The 13,781-nt window shown below is 64.0% G+C and carries 15 protein-coding genes and 1 tRNA gene; 10 read left to right on the plus strand and 6 right to left on the minus strand.

Features of this window, described 5'->3' with window-relative positions; translation table 11 throughout:
• Positions 1 to 11 precede the first annotated feature (11 nt).
• Positions 12 to 1,793: a lipid A export permease/ATP-binding protein MsbA gene (gene msbA / locus AVME950_RS17250; RefSeq protein WP_284430763.1), complete on the minus strand. Its 1,782-nt coding sequence runs from the start codon at positions 1,791 to 1,793 to the stop codon at positions 12 to 14.
• A 122-nt stretch (positions 1,794 to 1,915) separates the two neighbouring features.
• On the opposite strand from msbA, the gene tolB reads away from it, so the two are divergent.
• The 5 genes from tolB to AVME950_RS17275 all read left to right on the plus strand — a co-directional run bounded on the left by tolB (position 1,916) and on the right by AVME950_RS17275 (position 5,601).
• Complete coding sequence (gene tolB / locus AVME950_RS17255) at positions 1,916 to 3,235, plus strand: Tol-Pal system beta propeller repeat protein TolB (RefSeq protein WP_284430764.1); 1,320 nt, start codon at positions 1,916 to 1,918, stop codon at positions 3,233 to 3,235.
• Between the two features lie 47 nt (positions 3,236 to 3,282).
• The gene (gene pal / locus AVME950_RS17260) at positions 3,283 to 3,834 is read left to right on the plus strand and encodes a peptidoglycan-associated lipoprotein Pal (protein WP_284430765.1); all 552 of its coding nucleotides are present in this window, start codon (positions 3,283 to 3,285) and stop codon (positions 3,832 to 3,834) included.
• Complete coding sequence (gene ybgF / locus AVME950_RS17265) at positions 3,834 to 4,628, plus strand: tol-pal system protein YbgF (RefSeq protein WP_284430766.1); 795 nt, start codon at positions 3,834 to 3,836, stop codon at positions 4,626 to 4,628. The genes pal and ybgF overlap by 1 nt, the downstream gene beginning before the upstream one ends.
• A gap of 47 nt (positions 4,629 to 4,675) precedes the next feature.
• Positions 4,676 to 5,455, plus strand: a complete 780-nt coding sequence (locus tag AVME950_RS17270; RefSeq protein ID WP_284430948.1) for a tRNA threonylcarbamoyladenosine dehydratase — start codon at positions 4,676 to 4,678, stop codon at positions 5,453 to 5,455.
• 70 nt (positions 5,456 to 5,525) lie between these two features.
• Positions 5,526 to 5,601, plus strand: a tRNA-Lys gene (locus AVME950_RS17275).
• Positions 5,602 to 5,633: 32 nt separating this feature from the next.
• On the opposite strand, the gene AVME950_RS17280 is transcribed toward AVME950_RS17275, so the two are convergent.
• A complete protein-coding gene (locus AVME950_RS17280; RefSeq protein ID WP_284430767.1) occupies positions 5,634 to 5,843 on the minus strand; it encodes a hypothetical protein in 210 nt (69 codons plus the stop codon).
• Positions 5,844 to 6,275: 432 nt separating this feature from the next.
• Here AVME950_RS17280 and AVME950_RS17285 point away from each other — a divergent pair, with 432 nt between their 5' ends.
• Positions 6,276 to 7,400 (plus strand): hypothetical protein, encoded by a 1,125-nt coding sequence (locus AVME950_RS17285; RefSeq protein WP_284430768.1) that lies wholly within the window; start codon positions 6,276 to 6,278, stop codon positions 7,398 to 7,400.
• Between the two features lie 687 nt (positions 7,401 to 8,087).
• On the opposite strand, the gene AVME950_RS17290 is transcribed toward AVME950_RS17285, so the two are convergent.
• From AVME950_RS17290 to AVME950_RS17300, 3 genes are all read right to left on the minus strand, one after another.
• Entirely contained in the window at positions 8,088 to 8,264 is a 177-nt protein-coding gene (locus tag AVME950_RS17290; RefSeq protein WP_284430769.1) for a DUF3606 domain-containing protein, read from the minus strand.
• Between the two features lie 111 nt (positions 8,265 to 8,375).
• Entirely contained in the window at positions 8,376 to 8,657 is a 282-nt protein-coding gene (locus AVME950_RS17295; protein WP_284430770.1) for a hypothetical protein, read from the minus strand.
• A 43-nt stretch (positions 8,658 to 8,700) separates the two neighbouring features.
• Positions 8,701 to 9,012 (minus strand): hypothetical protein, encoded by a 312-nt coding sequence (locus tag AVME950_RS17300; RefSeq protein WP_284406272.1) that lies wholly within the window; start codon positions 9,010 to 9,012, stop codon positions 8,701 to 8,703.
• 153 nt (positions 9,013 to 9,165) lie between these two features.
• On the opposite strand from AVME950_RS17300, the gene AVME950_RS17305 reads away from it, so the two are divergent.
• Positions 9,166 to 9,525, plus strand: coding sequence for a hypothetical protein (locus tag AVME950_RS17305; RefSeq protein ID WP_284430771.1), 360 nt, complete (start codon positions 9,166 to 9,168; stop codon positions 9,523 to 9,525).
• Positions 9,526 to 9,874: 349 nt separating this feature from the next.
• Here the strand turns inward: AVME950_RS17305 and AVME950_RS17310 are convergent, their stop codons facing one another.
• Entirely contained in the window at positions 9,875 to 10,777 is a 903-nt protein-coding gene (locus AVME950_RS17310; RefSeq protein ID WP_284430772.1) for a LysR family transcriptional regulator, read from the minus strand.
• 81 nt (positions 10,778 to 10,858) lie between these two features.
• Between AVME950_RS17310 and AVME950_RS17315 the strand changes: the two genes are divergently transcribed.
• From AVME950_RS17315 to AVME950_RS17325, 3 genes are all read left to right on the plus strand, one after another.
• Positions 10,859 to 12,211, plus strand: a complete 1,353-nt coding sequence (locus tag AVME950_RS17315; RefSeq protein ID WP_284430773.1) for an acyclic terpene utilization AtuA family protein — start codon at positions 10,859 to 10,861, stop codon at positions 12,209 to 12,211.
• A 25-nt stretch (positions 12,212 to 12,236) separates the two neighbouring features.
• Positions 12,237 to 12,665: an AtuA-related protein gene (locus tag AVME950_RS17320; protein WP_284430774.1), complete on the plus strand. Its 429-nt coding sequence runs from the start codon at positions 12,237 to 12,239 to the stop codon at positions 12,663 to 12,665.
• 80 nt (positions 12,666 to 12,745) lie between these two features.
• Positions 12,746 to 13,771: a Bug family tripartite tricarboxylate transporter substrate binding protein gene (locus AVME950_RS17325; RefSeq protein ID WP_284430775.1), complete on the plus strand. Its 1,026-nt coding sequence runs from the start codon at positions 12,746 to 12,748 to the stop codon at positions 13,769 to 13,771.
• The last annotated feature ends 10 nt before the right edge of the window (positions 13,772 to 13,781 follow it).

Genomic DNA, 13,781 nt, shown 5'->3' on the forward strand with positions numbered 1-13,781 from the left:
GCAGCGGAGGTTCAGTGCCCCGCAGGGCGGGCCTGGAGCCGGGCGTACAGACCGCCTTGGGCGATCAAGTCGGCGTGCGTGCCCTGTTCGGCGATGCGTCCACGCTCCATCACCACCACCCGGTCGGCATGCTCGATGGTGGACAGGCGGTGCGCGATCACGAGCGTGGTGCGCCCCTGCATGAGGCGCTGCAGCGCGTCTTGTACCAGACGCTCTGATTCGGTATCCAGTGCCGATGTGGCTTCGTCCAGGATGAGGATCGGCGCATCCTTGTAAAGCGCTCGGGCAATGGCCAGGCGCTGGCGCTGCCCGCCCGACAGCTGCGTCGCGTTGTGGCCCACCACGGTGTGCATGCCTGAAGGCAGCGCCGCCACATGCTCGGCCAGATTCGCGGCGGCCAGACAGTCCTGAACGCGCTGCTCATCGATTTCGCCGCCCAACGCCACGTTGGCTGCCACCGTGTCGTTGAACATCACCACGTCCTGGCTGACCATGGCAAATTGCGACCGCAGGGCTTGCAGGTTCCAGCGCGACACAGGCTGGCCATCCAGGAGGACCTGGCCGGCGCTCGGCGCGATGAAGCGGGGCAACAGGTTTACCAAAGTGGTTTTCCCGGCGCCGGACGGGCCTACGAGCGCCACGGTTTCTCCAGGGTGCACGGTCAGGTTCACGTGGTCCAGGGCCATGGCCTGCTCTTCGCCGAACGCCACGGTGACGTCTTCCAGGGTAATGGCTCCCGAGGTGCGCTCGGGCGCGTGGTCGCCTCCGTCCTCTGCCCGGGTGTCTCCCAGCAGGGCCAATCCGCGTTCGAGGGCCGCGACCCCCCGGGTCACGGGATTGGCCACGTCCGCCAGGCGGCGGATCGGTGCGATGAGCATGAGCATGGCGGTGATGAATGCCGCAAAGCCACCCACAGTCACATCACGGTCGCCGCTGGCATGGCTCTGCCAGAGCGCCACGCAAATCACGCCCGACAGGGCTGCAGCGGCGAGCAATTGAGTGAGCGGGGTCATCGCTGCCGAAGCGATGGTGGCCTTGATGGCCAGCCGGCGCAGGCTCTGGCTCAGAACACCGAAGCGCCGCGACTGGCTGGGTTGCGCACCGTGCAGCCGAACCATGCGATGTGCCAGCACGTTTTCTTCCACCACGTAGGCCAACTGGTCGGTCGCTTCCTGGCTGCTTTTGGTGATGCGGTAGAGCCGCCGGGACAGCGTCTTCATGATCCAGGCCACGCCCGGCACCACGATGGCGACGATGAGCGTGAGCTGCCAATTGAGGTAGAGCAGGTATCCCAGCAGGGCGATCAGGGTGAATCCGTCGCGAGACAGCCCCATGAGCGCCTGCACGAGCAGCGTGGCGCCGGTCTGCACTTCGTACACCACGGTGTTGGACAGGGTGCTGGCCGACTGCCGCGTGAACAGGGCCATTTCGGCTGCGAGCAGGCGGTCGAAGAGCGCCTCGCGCAGCTTCATCATGCCTTCGTTGGCAATGCGGGCGAGAGCGTATTGCCCCGCGAACTGCGCCAATCCCCGTACCAGAAACACACCCATGATGGCCAGCGGAACCATCCAGAGTTTCAAGGAGCCTTCGGTGAATCCCTGGTCTAGCAGGGGCTTGAGCAGCGCGGGAATGAGGGGCTCAGTGACCGCTCCGACCAGCGTGGCCAGCACGGCGAGTGTCCATGCGGAGCGCTGGTTGCCGAAGTAAACGGAAAGCCGCCGGAGCCTGGTGGCCAGGGTGAGGCGGGCGGTTTGCTCGGAAGCCGGAAGGGGGCGGGGGTCTGGGGCGTGCATGAGGCGCGGATTCTACGTAGGACCGCATCCAAACCTTGCACAGTTTGTCACAGGGGTATCCCCCCAGTGTGTAACATCCACGGTCTGTCCACCGGCATTTGCTCGGTATCCGATGGCTGCCAATGACTATTGACCGAAATCCATCCTCCATTCTTGCTGCGGCTCTGCCGCACCTTTCTCGCCGGCACGCTATCACCGCGCTGGTTTCTTCCTCCGCACTGCCTGCACTGGCCCAGTTCAGGGTCGAAATCACCGGCGTGGGTTTGACCCAGCTTCCCTTTGCGATCTCGCCGTTCCGTGGTGAGGCGCAGTCCCCGCAAAAGATCTCGGCCATCATCCAGGCCGACCTGGAGCGCAGTGGCCAGTTCCGGGCGGTCGATTCTTCCGGGCCGGCGCTCGACGAAACGTCGCGCCCCGACGTCGCCCTTTGGAAGCAAAAGGGCGCGGAATCGCTCACGACCGGCAGCATCGCGCGCTTGCCCGATGGTCGCTTCGACATCCGCTTTCGCTTGTGGGACGTGGTGCGTGGCCAGGACCTCGGTGGCCAGAGCTTTGTGGTCACGCAGGGAGACCTGCGTCTGGTGGCCCACCGCATCGCTGATTTCATCTACGAAAAGCTCACGGGCCAGCGCGGGGTGTTCTCGACCCGCATTGCTTATGTCACCAAGTCCGGTCCGCGCTACAGCCTCTGGGTGGCCGATGCCGATGGAGAGAACGCGCAATCGGCGTTGTCCAGCCCGGAGCCCATCATTTCGCCGGCCTGGTCTCCCAGCGGTGGGCAATTGGCCTATGTGTCTTTCGAGTCGCGCAAGCCGGTTGTGTATGTGCACGATGTGGCCTCGGGCCGGCGCCGCCTGATCGCCAACTTCAGGGGCTCCAATAGCGCGCCTGCATGGTCTCCCGACGGCCGCACGCTCGCCGTGACTCTGAGCCGCGACGGTGGCTCGCAGCTCTACACCATCGATGCCAATGGCGGCGAGCCTCGCCGTCTCATGCAGAGCACCGGCATCGATACCGAACCCATGTTCTCGAGCGATGGCCGTAGCATCTACTTCGTGAGCGATCGGGGCGGCGCACCGCAGATCTACAAGGTCGGCACCTCGGGCGGCAATGCCGAGCGTGTGACGTTCACTGGTTCCTACAATATTTCCCCCAGCATCAGCCCCGACGGCAAGTGGCTGGCTTACGTTTCGCGCATTGGCGGTGCGTTCAAGCTCCACGTCATGGATCTGGCGACCGGTACGGCCACGGCCGTGACCGACACGACTGCAGATGAAAACCCCAGCTTTGCGCCCAACAGCCGCCTGATCGTCTACGCGACGCAGCAACAAGGCCGGGAAGCGCTCATGACGACCACGCTGGACGGCAAGATAAAGGCGCGCTTGGCCGGGCAGGGCGGTGATATCCGCGAGCCCGACTGGGGCCCGTTCCAAAAACAGTGACCGCCCATCTTTCGATTTTTGATCATTTGGACTTGAGGAGTATTTCAATGAACCGCTTTCCCTTCAAACGCATTTCCGCCATCTTCATCGCTGCAGCCATCGTGGCTGGCTGCAGCTCCGGCGTAAAGCTGGAAGACGTGCCTGTGGAAGACAAGGGCGCTACTTCGACGATGCCAGGCAATGGTGGCGCCAACCCCAACGGCGCTTCACAAAGCGGCGTCGCTCCCGTGGACCTGAGCCAGTCGGCGCGCGATGGCGCCGGCCCGGTCGGCGTGAGCCGCATCGTGTACTTCGACTACGACAGCTACGCGGTCAAGCCGGAGTTCCAGTCGCTGATCGAGCAGCACGCCCGTTTCATCAAGGCAGGCCAGAACCGCAAGGTCATGATCGAAGGCCACACCGACGAGCGTGGCGGCCGTGAATACAACCTGGCCCTGGGTCAGAAGCGCGCTGAAGCGGTGCGCCGCTCGCTTGCCTTGCTCGGTGTGTCGGAAGCGCAAATGGAAGCCGTGAGCTTCGGCAAGGAAAAGCCTGCGGCACAGGGCAGCACGGAAGACGTGTACGCCCAGAATCGCCGCGTTGAGCTGTCTTACCGTTGATGAGCGCGCAGATGGTGGTTCCCCGCAAGGCACTTGCCCTGCTGGCCTTGGCCCTGTCGGCGGCTTTCGCTCCGACAAGCCATGCCGCGCTGTTCGAGGATGAAGAAGCACGCCGCGCCATTCTGGAATTGCGTCAGCGTGTAGACACGCTGCAGCAGGCCAATCAGCGTGCGGGTGACGATCTTCGTCGCTCAGGCGACGAGACTTCCCAGATGCGCCGAAGCCTGCTCGATCTGCAGACGCAGATCGAAACCCTGAGGGCTGAGCAGGCCAATCTGCGTGGGCAGAACGAGCAGTTGCTTCGGGATGTCTCCGAGCTGCAGCGCCGCCAGAAAGACATCGCCCAAGGCGTTGACGAACGGCTGCGCCAGTTCGAACCTGCCAAGGTCACGGTGGATGGTCAGGAGTTCCAGGCCGACCCCGCCGAAAAGCGGGATTTCGATGCGGCACTGGCGGTCTTTCGTACTGGCAAGTTTCCGGATGCCGTGAGCGCATTCGGAAATTTCCTGAAGCAGTACCCGCGCAGCGGCTATGCGCCTTCCGCCAGGTTCTGGCTGGGCAATGCCCAATACGCTACGCGCGATTACAAAGAAGCCATCAACAACTTCAAGGCCTTGCTGGCTGCTGCGCCTGACCATGCGCGTGCCCCGGAGGCTGCGTTGTCGATCGCCAACTGCCAGATCGAGTTGAAGGACACGCGCGCCGCTCGCAAGACGCTGGAAGACCTGATCCGCGTCTACCCCCAGTCGGAAGCGGCTGGAGCGGCCAAAGAACGCTTGTCGCGCCTGAAGTGAGCGGCGCGGTAGAGCCTTCGGCAGAAATCCATTCGCACGTCAACGCGATGCAGGATGCCGGCACCGCCGATCTCCAGCGCCGCTTCAGCGGCCTGGAGCGTCTGTATGGCGTGGACGGCGCCGCGCGCATTCGCAACGCGCATGTGGCCGTGGTGGGCATTGGCGGCGTGGGCTCCTGGACTGCGGAAGCGCTGGCGCGCAGCGGTGTCGGGCACCTCACATTGATCGACCTGGATCAGGTGGCCGAGTCCAATATCAACCGCCAAATCCATGCCCTGTCCAGCACGGTGGGCCAAGCCAAGGTCGAAGCCATGCGAGACCGCATTGGACAGATCAATCCTGAGTGCGAGGTGACTTGCATCGAGGAGTTTGCGGATGCCGGCAACTGGCCGGCCTTGTTGCCGCACGGGGTCGATGCGGTCGTGGATGCCTGCGACCAGGTCAAGACCAAGGCGCTGATCGCTGACTGGGCGATTCGCGGTAAGCATCGGCTCGTGGCGGTGGGTGCTGCAGGCGGCAAACGGCTGGCGCACAAGGTGGACATCGACGATCTGTCGAACACCACGCACGATCCGCTGCTCGCCCAGATGCGTTACCGGTTGCGCAAACACTATGGTGCTGCGAAAGAGGGGCGCCGCATCGGTGTCCAGTGCGTGTTCAGCCGGGAAGCGGTGGCACGTCCCCATGCATCCTGCGATATCGCCGGCGATGGCGACGGTTCGCTCAATTGCCATGGCTATGGTTCGGTGGTGGCGGTGACCGCCACGTTTGGCCAATGCGCTGCCGGATGGGTCTTGGACATGCTGGCAACCGTGCCAAAGCGGTAGATCCGCCTGGAAAAGACGCTATAATTCGAGGCTTTGCTGCATTGGGTTCCATGCCGATGTGGCAAAGGTTGGGACGTTAGCTCAGTTGGTAGAGCAGCGGACTTTTAATCCGTTTGTCGTGGGTTCGACCCCCGCACGTCCCACCAAAGATATGAATTGAATCAAGCACTTACGGCGATTACGCGGTAAGTGCTTTTTTCTTGTCCGTCTCTGGCAGATTTTCTGCAGAACCCTCTGCCATCAAGAGATGCGAGTGCTTGCTGCGTAGCGCATTCTTGCCACATGTGACTTCTATTTCATACAGACGAAGTTGGTAGGCGCTGGGGCGTTGAGGTTTGTCTTCCAACGAACCATTCACAGAGAGGATGCATATGGAGGTGGTCGTCACGCCACACCCTGTTCAGCTTGACCTCCCTGCGTTAGGTTCGTCGGTGAATTTGCTCCTCTTCATGTCCGTTTTTCCTGTGAAAGCGGACTTTACGAACCTTCAACTGATACGCCGTATGGGAAGCAGATCATGCGAGAGCTTCAAAAGAGGAAACGCGACCATTAGCGTCGCTTTTCATTTCACCTGGGACTTTACCCTCCGAGGCATCATGCCTCCAAAGTCTGATTTTTCGCTGGCTATGCCGCCAACGACCGGTCCCCAAAAACAATGGCGGTCAAAATTTTGCGTCGACCCGACCAAAATATTTGGGTTCGCTACAACCTGATTTTTCTTGTAGAAGCAAGCTACAAGTAAGCCTTCGATTCTAAGGTTCGTTACTCCGGGCCTCCGCAGTGTTTGGGCTGGCCATCGGGCAGGAATAGGAGGAAATCAATGAAATCGATCAATAAATCTCTCATCACAACTGTCTTTGGCTTGGCAGCCGGCGTCGCCATGGCTGGGACTGATTATTTCTACGTCATGTCTCCCCCAGTGGGAGGGATTGCCGGCAACGTCAAGTTCGATTTAACGGTATTTAGCCCCGACCTATACAACCGACCAATTTGGTCGGTAGACAATGCAACTGCGGCAATGAATCCAGCATTCAATCAGGATGGCGTCGCATTTAGCGGCTGGAATCTTGGTGACTTTACGGGTCTTGCGGTACCGAGCCCGCTGGAAAACTACCAGCGTAGTAAGCCCGGGGCGAGTTATGGCGGAACAGCTGTGTCAGCGCACGACGTGCTCGATGGTGGGGTGGTTTCGCCACGCTATGGCGCAATGCTGAATGCCTACAATCTTCCTTGGAACCAGAGAACCGAAAATGGTGTGCCGGTGTTCAATGCAGATGGAACGCCGGTCGGCCACCATCGGAACATCATGGGTGGCAATCTTGACTATGCGTTTTCCCAGGACGTCGACCATCGGCCTTTCGGGCGAGGGCCAACCAGCAAATTTAATTTCTCTCTGATGCTCCAAGTGCCGACTGCTCACACCGCGGGCAAGGCAAGAGCGCATGTCGGGCCGTCGTTTACGCTTGAAGAGAAAACCGGCAGTCAATCGAGGTATATCTGGTTTGGTGTGTGGGCCTTCGATTTCCCCTCCGGTGGCGAGCCGCCGGCTCCTATTCAGAGCATCGCAAGGGATGAAGCAACGGAGAGCCCGATCATCGGCACGTCGTTCAACCCTGGAACCACGTACTCGACAACCGAGCCAGGGTCAGCGTTTTCCACCAACCAGCCCTGGACGGGATGGAGATGGTTCTCCCTTTCCGTCTCATACGCGCAAGCTCAGGCTGCGCTGCATTCCCTGAATAATGCGATTTCGGCGGATCCGTCATGCGCTGCTCCAGCCACAACACCGGCATTGATAAAGAAGTGCACTCCCTGGTCCACAAATCCAGCAGACTATAGATTGGGCCTGGTCCATCTAGACGGGGAAGTTGCAAGATCCAGCCCAGGTTCAGGCGGGGCGATGGGTTACAGCACCTATGGATGGTGGGTGTATTCAACTTATTGATTGGCGACTGAAAGTTGGAAGTGCCCATTCGTCAGGTTGAACCACTCCCAGCAGATCGTCATCTCGCATGCACTGCGACACCAAGTTCTGTTACGACGATTGGGGGGCGTTCATGGTCGAAGCGAAACAGCGCACTGACGACACCTAATAGACAGATATACACCGGGGCTGGCCATCCGCTGTCTGAGTGTGGACGATTGCATCCAGTGCTTTCCTTTCACCTTTGAATGCATTCCTCACGCATCAGATCGCCAAGGCGACTGAAAGCGGCTGCACAAAAAAAGGCAGCCCGCACAAGGCGGGCTGAAACTTGCTCAAGAGCAAGAAAGGGAGGTGTCGACAGGGAGTGTCGACAGGTCAATATTAGGCGCTGTTGACCAATCTGTTGTCCCACTGCATGGAAAGTGGTGGATTGTGCAAAATGGACGGCTCAGCTCGATAATGCGGGCATCGCAGTGCAAGGGCAGAGGCCTTGCCAAGCGCTGATCAACTCTTGCTGGGCCCTCAGGAAAGCTGGCGCGAAGGCGCCTCCGAATGGCTCATTTGCACACGGGCCTCGTGCGCTTGATGTGCCTGCTGCGGCAATTGCGCTGGATCCGCGCCCAGCACGTTGTCACGTGAGTCCGGCATGCACACTTGCCGAAGATCTGCCAATTTTCCAACTGGTTCTTCCCACATGGCGAGCACCTACCGATTCGCCAGATAAGAGCGCACCGCCTGCGCAGAATTGCCCACGGCTTTCACCGCGCTGCGCAACTCGTCCTCCGTGCAATTCAGAGACCGGGCCCAGTCGCGCACCTCGTAGTCCTCGGCCAGGCTGATGAGTTTGCGGTCTTCCGCAGTTTTCGTGGCGTCGTCCGACATGGGTGGCTCCTGATGGAATGGGAGCGCCATGCTAGGTCTGTCACTCGCTGGTTTCGCGTAGGACGATTGCGGCAGGACACCACCATCGACCGCGATGGCCGTGGGCGGCGGTCAAGGCCTGCGTTGCGGGGTCAGTTGAATGGTACCGATGCCCTGCGGCGCCTCGCGGGCGGTCAGCCAGTGGATCCACAGGCCGCGAAGCCACGCCCCCATGTAGAGGACGCTGACGGCGAAGATGCCCCATTGGCCCGCCGTCCAGCTGGCATAGAACCAGAAGGGCTGTCCCAGCAGTCCGAAGATGCAGGCCCAGCGCCGGCGTTCCTCGTGGCGCGATTGAGAGAGCCACGCCGCGGCGGCGCCCAGCAAAGCGATGGCGATTTGGTCGAAGCCCATGGGTGTGGGAATGGCTGGGGAAAGGACGGGCAACAACGCCAGTTCATCCCGCCAGATGGACGTCGAAGTACGCGCTCTCTGCCTCGCCCAAGCCCTGGAACGCGGCCTGGCGCGCCGCGGTACTGGCCTTGCCCCATTGCCGCAGCAAGGCGAGATCGGCAGGAGGCACCACTTCGGGCGGCGACTCTTCCAGGCTGCGCAGCGTGTCCAGTGCCGCGGCGACCTGGGCGGCGGAGCCGAAGGCCTTTTCCATCGCTTTGGCATAGCGGCGTTCGGCGTTGGTGCGCTCGCGTTCGGGCAGGTTTTCCGGATAGTCGCGCAGGGTGACCGTGTAGGTGAGTTCTTCCGTTTCCATGGCGTGCTCCTTGGGTTGATGCTGTATGAATTTACAGTATTTTGGAGCAACTTTCACCCGATTTTTAGTGCCCGGCCGTTGGAAGCGCTGGTCCTACACCTGCCTGGCCATGCGCGGCATAGGCTGGCAGCTTCCTTTTCAGGAGCGAAAAAAATGGCACATGACAAATTGACGCCCGAGCAGGATCGCCAGCGCGATCAGGGCCATTTCAACCTCTATGGAATGCGCGACGACGCGCGCGGCCGTGGCGAAGTGGACGGCGAGAACCGCGGCGATGGCGAAGGCCCCCGGCGCTTCGGAGCCAGTGGTGACGAATCCACGTACGCCAACCGCGCGCCGGAAGACGCGGTGCATGAGCATCCCACAGGCCCGATCGCCGCCGTCGATGCCTCCGGCTCGGCACGCGGCCTGGGCCTGGACTACGGGGGCGATGCGCACAAGGAACCCCGGTTGTCCTCACGCCAGGGTGCGGCGCTGATCGGCGAGCTCGATGACCGAAAGAAGACGGAGTAGGGCTGGCTTCATGCTGCCAGGCGCCTGTTTCGCCCGCTGCAGCGGCACCGCCGATCCCCACGTTTTCACTGTCCCTTGAAAGGCCATCGATGCACGCGTCCTCCATCCCCATTCCGACCCCGACCACCCCGCAGCCTCCGCTGGATACGCCGCCCCAGCCCGCCTGGACGCCTGCACCGCCCGTCGAAGACCCGCCGGGAGGCGATGGGCCACCCGTGCAGGAGCCGCCGCCTCACCACTGAGCCGGTACGGCGCGGCCACGGCCGGGTCCAGGTCTTGAGTCCAATCCGCTTGTACCGCTTTATCCACGGCTTAATTTGCTATGAAAAAAAGAAGCGCCTGATGGCGCTCAAGGCCGGTGCTCCATGACCAGGGAATACATCGCCTGGGCCGCGACCGACAGGCTGCGGTCCCGGCGCCGCACCAGGTAGATCTGGCGGGTCAGCCCCGGCAATGCCAGTGGCCGTGTCACCAGCCCGGGTTGGTCGAAGTGGAAAAGCGTGAGCGTGGGCACCACGCTGATGCCCAGGCCCGCGCGCACCATGCCCATCACGGTGGCGAGCTGTTCCACTTCCATGAGCGTGTTCATCGCCTGCGGGTGCAGCGCTGCCTCCAGGTACTGGCGCACGCTGCTGGTTCGGGCCAGATGCACGAAAGGGAACGCCGCCAGGTCGGCGGGTTGCACCGCAACGACCTTGCCGCCGCTGCGTCGGCGGCGCGCGAGTGGATGGTCGGCGCGGCACACCAGGTGAAAGCCGTCGCTGCTGAACGGCTCGGCCTGCAATTCCGGCGTATCTGCCCGGATGGCCGCCAACGCGAAATCGGCCTTGCCCGTGGCCACCCGCTCGATGCAGGGTTCCGACAGCACATCGGCGATGTCCAGTTCGATGCCGGGATGGGCTGCGCGATACGCTGCCAGCACACCGGGCAGCCAGCCCGCCGCGAGCGAGGGCAGCAGGGCGATCGCCACGCGCCCCCGGCGCAGTGTGGCGGTGTCGTGCACCGCGGCGAAGGCGTTGTCGACCTCGGCCCGGATGCGGCGCGCGGATTCCAGAAAATCCTCTCCTTCCGCCGTCAGGGCCACGTGGCGCGTGCTGCGGTCGAACAGCTTCAGTCCCATCGCATCTTCCAGCGTGCGGATGAGCGCGCTGAAGGCGGGCTGCGACAGGTGGCAGTGCGCGGCCGCCCGCGTGAAGCTGCGCTGGCCGGCCAGGGCGAGAAAGGCATCGATCTGCCGTGTGGAGATATTCATTGAAGATTTGGATGAATTGATCCTGATTATCTATTTCACAGAATAACGCGCGGCGCCTACATTGGCCGGCAGGAGACAACCATGCCCCCCCCAAAAAACCTGCTGGTCGGCTGCGCCGCCGGCTTCTCGGGCGACCGCACCGATGCCGCCGCACCCGTGGTGCAGGCCCTCATCGACAGCGGCCAGCCCGCGGTACTGATTTTCGAAACCCTGGCCGAGCGCACCCTGGCCCTGGCCCAGTTGGCGCGCCGTGCCGATCCGGACGCCGGCTACGAGCCGCTGCTCGACGACCTGCTGCGCCCCGTGCTGGCGCAGTGCCTGCAGCACGGCATTCGCATCGTGAGCAATTTCGGCGCGGCCAATCCGCTGGGTGCCGCGCACCGCATCCAGCAATTGGCCCAAGCGCTGGGCGCGCGCCGCCCCCGCATCGCCGTGGTGCAGGGCGACGACCTGAGCGGGGACGGGCACCGTGCCGTGCTGGCCCAGGCGCTGGGCGCAGCCCTGCCCACCGACCCCATCGTGAGCGCCAATGCGTACATCGGCGCGCAGCCGATCGCTGATGCGCTGCGCGCTGGCGCCGACATCGTGGTGTGCGGCCGCGTGGCGGACCCCTCGCTGGTGGTGGGGCCGGCCCTCGCGCATTTCGGCTGGGCCCCGGACGACTGGGACCGGCTGGCGCGCGCCACCATGGCCGGGCATCTGCTGGAATGCGGCTCGCAGGTCACCGGCGGGTATTTCGCCGACCCGGGCTACAAGGACGTGCCGGGCATGGCGCAACTGGGCTACCCCATCGCCGAGATCGACGCCGATGGCCACTGCACCATCGCCAAGCCCGCGGGCACAGGCGGGCGCATCGACGAGCGCACGGTGAAGGAGCAGCTGTTGTACGAGCTGCACGACCCGGCCGCCTACCTCACGCCCGATGTGGTGGCCGACATCACCACCGCGCGCGTGCTGCCGGCCGGCACCGACCGTGTGCGGCTGGAAGGGGTGAGCGGCCATGTGCGGCCACCGTCGCTCAAGGTGAATGTGTGCTTCGAATCCGGCTGGTTCGCCGAGGGCGAGATTTCCTATGCCGGGGCCCGTGCCGAAGCACGCGCGCGGCTGGCGGGCGAGGTTCTGCGCGAGCGCCTGGCCGGCGTCGCGCCGCTGCGCATCGACCTGATCGGGGTGACCAGCGTGTTCGGCGACGACGCCGGGCACTGGCGGGACGCGGCTGCGGCCGGCGATGCCCGCGATGTGCGCCTGCGCGTGGCGCTGCAGCACCGGGAGCACGCCAGCGCCCAGCGCCTGGTGCGCGAGGTGACGGCCCTGTACTGCTGCGGCCCGGCGGGCGGCGGCGGCGTGCGCACCGCGATGCGGCCGCGCCTGGGCACGGTTTCGTGCCTGGTGCCGCGCGAGTCCGTGGCCGTGGGCCACGTGATGCTGGATTGACGCCAAGCCTTTGAGGAACACGCCCATGACCACCGCCGCCCCTTCGATCCCCGCATCGGCTGCCGCGCCATCGTCCGCTTCGGCCTCCGCCACCGCCGCGCCCTTGACCGTGCCCCTGTACCGCCTGGCGCACAGCCGCACGGGCGACAAAGGCAACCGCTCCAACATCAGCGTGATCGCCTGGCATCCCGCGCTGTGGGAGGTGCTGACCGCGCAGGTCACCGAGGCCGCCGTGGCGCGCCAGTTCGCGCTGCGCCGGCCCAGCCGCGTCGCGCGCTACCTGCTGCCGAACCTGCATGCCATGAACTTCGTCATCGACGACGTGCTGGACGGCGGCGTGAACGATGCGCTCAACCTCGACAGCCACGGCAAGGCGCTGTCGTTCCTGCTGCTCGACCTGCCCGTCGAGGTGCCTGCCGCGCTGGCCGCGCACCTGGCGGGACCGCCCGGGTAACGCCTTTCGAATGCCGCACCCGGCCATGCGCCAGGCCCGCGGTCCTGCATCGCTTTTTCCATAACCACACAGGAGACGACATGAACCCCTTTTTCCACCCCCAGCCTCGCCCCGAACCGCACCGGCATGCCTCGCGCCGCCATGCGCTCGCCGCCACCGTGGCGGCGGTTCTGGGCCTGGCGGTGGCCGGGCCGGCCGCTGCCCAGGCCCCGGCCTATCCGTCCAAGCCCATCACCTTCGTCGTGCCGTTCGCGGCGGGCAGCGCCACCGACCAGCTCGCGCGCGCCCTCGGCCAGTCCGTCACCACCGACACCAGGCAGGCGGTGGTGGTGGACAACAAGGCCGGCGCCAGCGGCATGATCGCCGCGCAGGCCGTGGCCAAGGCCGCGCCGGACGGCTACACGGTGCTCATCACCACCAACACCACGCACGCCGCCAACGAGCACCTGTACAAAAAGCTGTCCTATGACCCGGTGAAGGATTTCGTGCCGGTCACCGGCCTGGGCAAGGGCGGCCAGGTGCTGGTGGTGAACGCCGCGGCGCCCTACAGGAACGTAGGCGAGCTGATCGCGGCGGCCAAGAAGAGCCCGGGCAAGCTCAGCTTTGGCAGCGGCAGTTCGTCCAGCCGCGTCGCGGGGGAGATGCTCAAGCAACTGGCCGGCGTGGACATCCTGCACGTGCCCTACAAGAGCAACCCCCTGGCCATCACCGACCTGCTGGGCGGGCAGATCGATCTGATGATCACCGACACCTCGACGGGCGTGCCGCAGATCAAGGCCGGCAAGCTGCGCGCGCTGGGCTATTCGACGAAAAAGCGCGGTGCGCAACTGCCCGACGTGCCCACCATCGAAGAGGCCGGCGTGAAGGGCTACGACATGGGCTACTGGTTCGCCGCCTACGTGCCTGCGGGCACGCCGGCCCCGGTGGTGGCGCGGCTCAACGAACTGCTTGGGCAGGCCACCAAGAGCGCGGCGGCCCAGTCGTTCTACGACATGGCGGGCTCCGAGGCCTGGACCACCACCTCCGACGAACTCGCGAAGTTCCAGGCCGCCGAAACCCAGAAATGGGGCCAGGTCATCAAGGCCGCGGGCATCCAGCCCGAATAGGTTCTCGCCC

The sequence above is a fragment of the Acidovorax sp. SUPP950 genome (genome assembly GCF_030158935.1).
In the GTDB taxonomy this organism is placed as follows: Bacteria; Pseudomonadota; Gammaproteobacteria; order Burkholderiales; family Burkholderiaceae_C; genus Paracidovorax.

What these genes read in the sequence shown, in the direction of transcription:
- AVME950_RS17295 (WP_284430770.1), bottom strand. Translation starts at nt 8,657, where the DNA reads ATGGGCTTCGACCAAATCGCCATCGCTTTGCTGGGCGCCGCCGCGGCG.
- AVME950_RS17305 (WP_284430771.1), top strand. Translation starts at nt 9,166, where the DNA reads ATGGCACATGACAAATTGACGCCCGAGCAGGATCGCCAGCGCGATCAG.
- pal (WP_284430765.1), top strand. Translation starts at nt 3,283, where the DNA reads ATGAACCGCTTTCCCTTCAAACGCATTTCCGCCATCTTCATCGCTGCA.
- ybgF (WP_284430766.1), top strand. Translation starts at nt 3,834, where the DNA reads ATGAGCGCGCAGATGGTGGTTCCCCGCAAGGCACTTGCCCTGCTGGCC.
- AVME950_RS17300 (WP_284406272.1), bottom strand. Translation starts at nt 9,012, where the DNA reads ATGGAAACGGAAGAACTCACCTACACGGTCACCCTGCGCGACTATCCG.
- AVME950_RS17325 (WP_284430775.1), top strand. Translation starts at nt 12,746, where the DNA reads ATGAACCCCTTTTTCCACCCCCAGCCTCGCCCCGAACCGCACCGGCAT.
- AVME950_RS17315 (WP_284430773.1), top strand. Translation starts at nt 10,859, where the DNA reads ATGCCCCCCCCAAAAAACCTGCTGGTCGGCTGCGCCGCCGGCTTCTCG.
- tolB (WP_284430764.1), top strand. Translation starts at nt 1,916, where the DNA reads ATGACTATTGACCGAAATCCATCCTCCATTCTTGCTGCGGCTCTGCCG.
- AVME950_RS17310 (WP_284430772.1), bottom strand. Translation starts at nt 10,777, where the DNA reads ATGAATATCTCCACACGGCAGATCGATGCCTTTCTCGCCCTGGCCGGC.
- AVME950_RS17285 (WP_284430768.1), top strand. Translation starts at nt 6,276, where the DNA reads ATGAAATCGATCAATAAATCTCTCATCACAACTGTCTTTGGCTTGGCA.
- AVME950_RS17290 (WP_284430769.1), bottom strand. Translation starts at nt 8,264, where the DNA reads ATGTCGGACGACGCCACGAAAACTGCGGAAGACCGCAAACTCATCAGC.
- msbA (WP_284430763.1), bottom strand. Translation starts at nt 1,793, where the DNA reads ATGCACGCCCCAGACCCCCGCCCCCTTCCGGCTTCCGAGCAAACCGCC.
- AVME950_RS17320 (WP_284430774.1), top strand. Translation starts at nt 12,237, where the DNA reads ATGACCACCGCCGCCCCTTCGATCCCCGCATCGGCTGCCGCGCCATCG.
- AVME950_RS17270 (WP_284430948.1), top strand. Translation starts at nt 4,676, where the DNA reads ATGCAGGATGCCGGCACCGCCGATCTCCAGCGCCGCTTCAGCGGCCTG.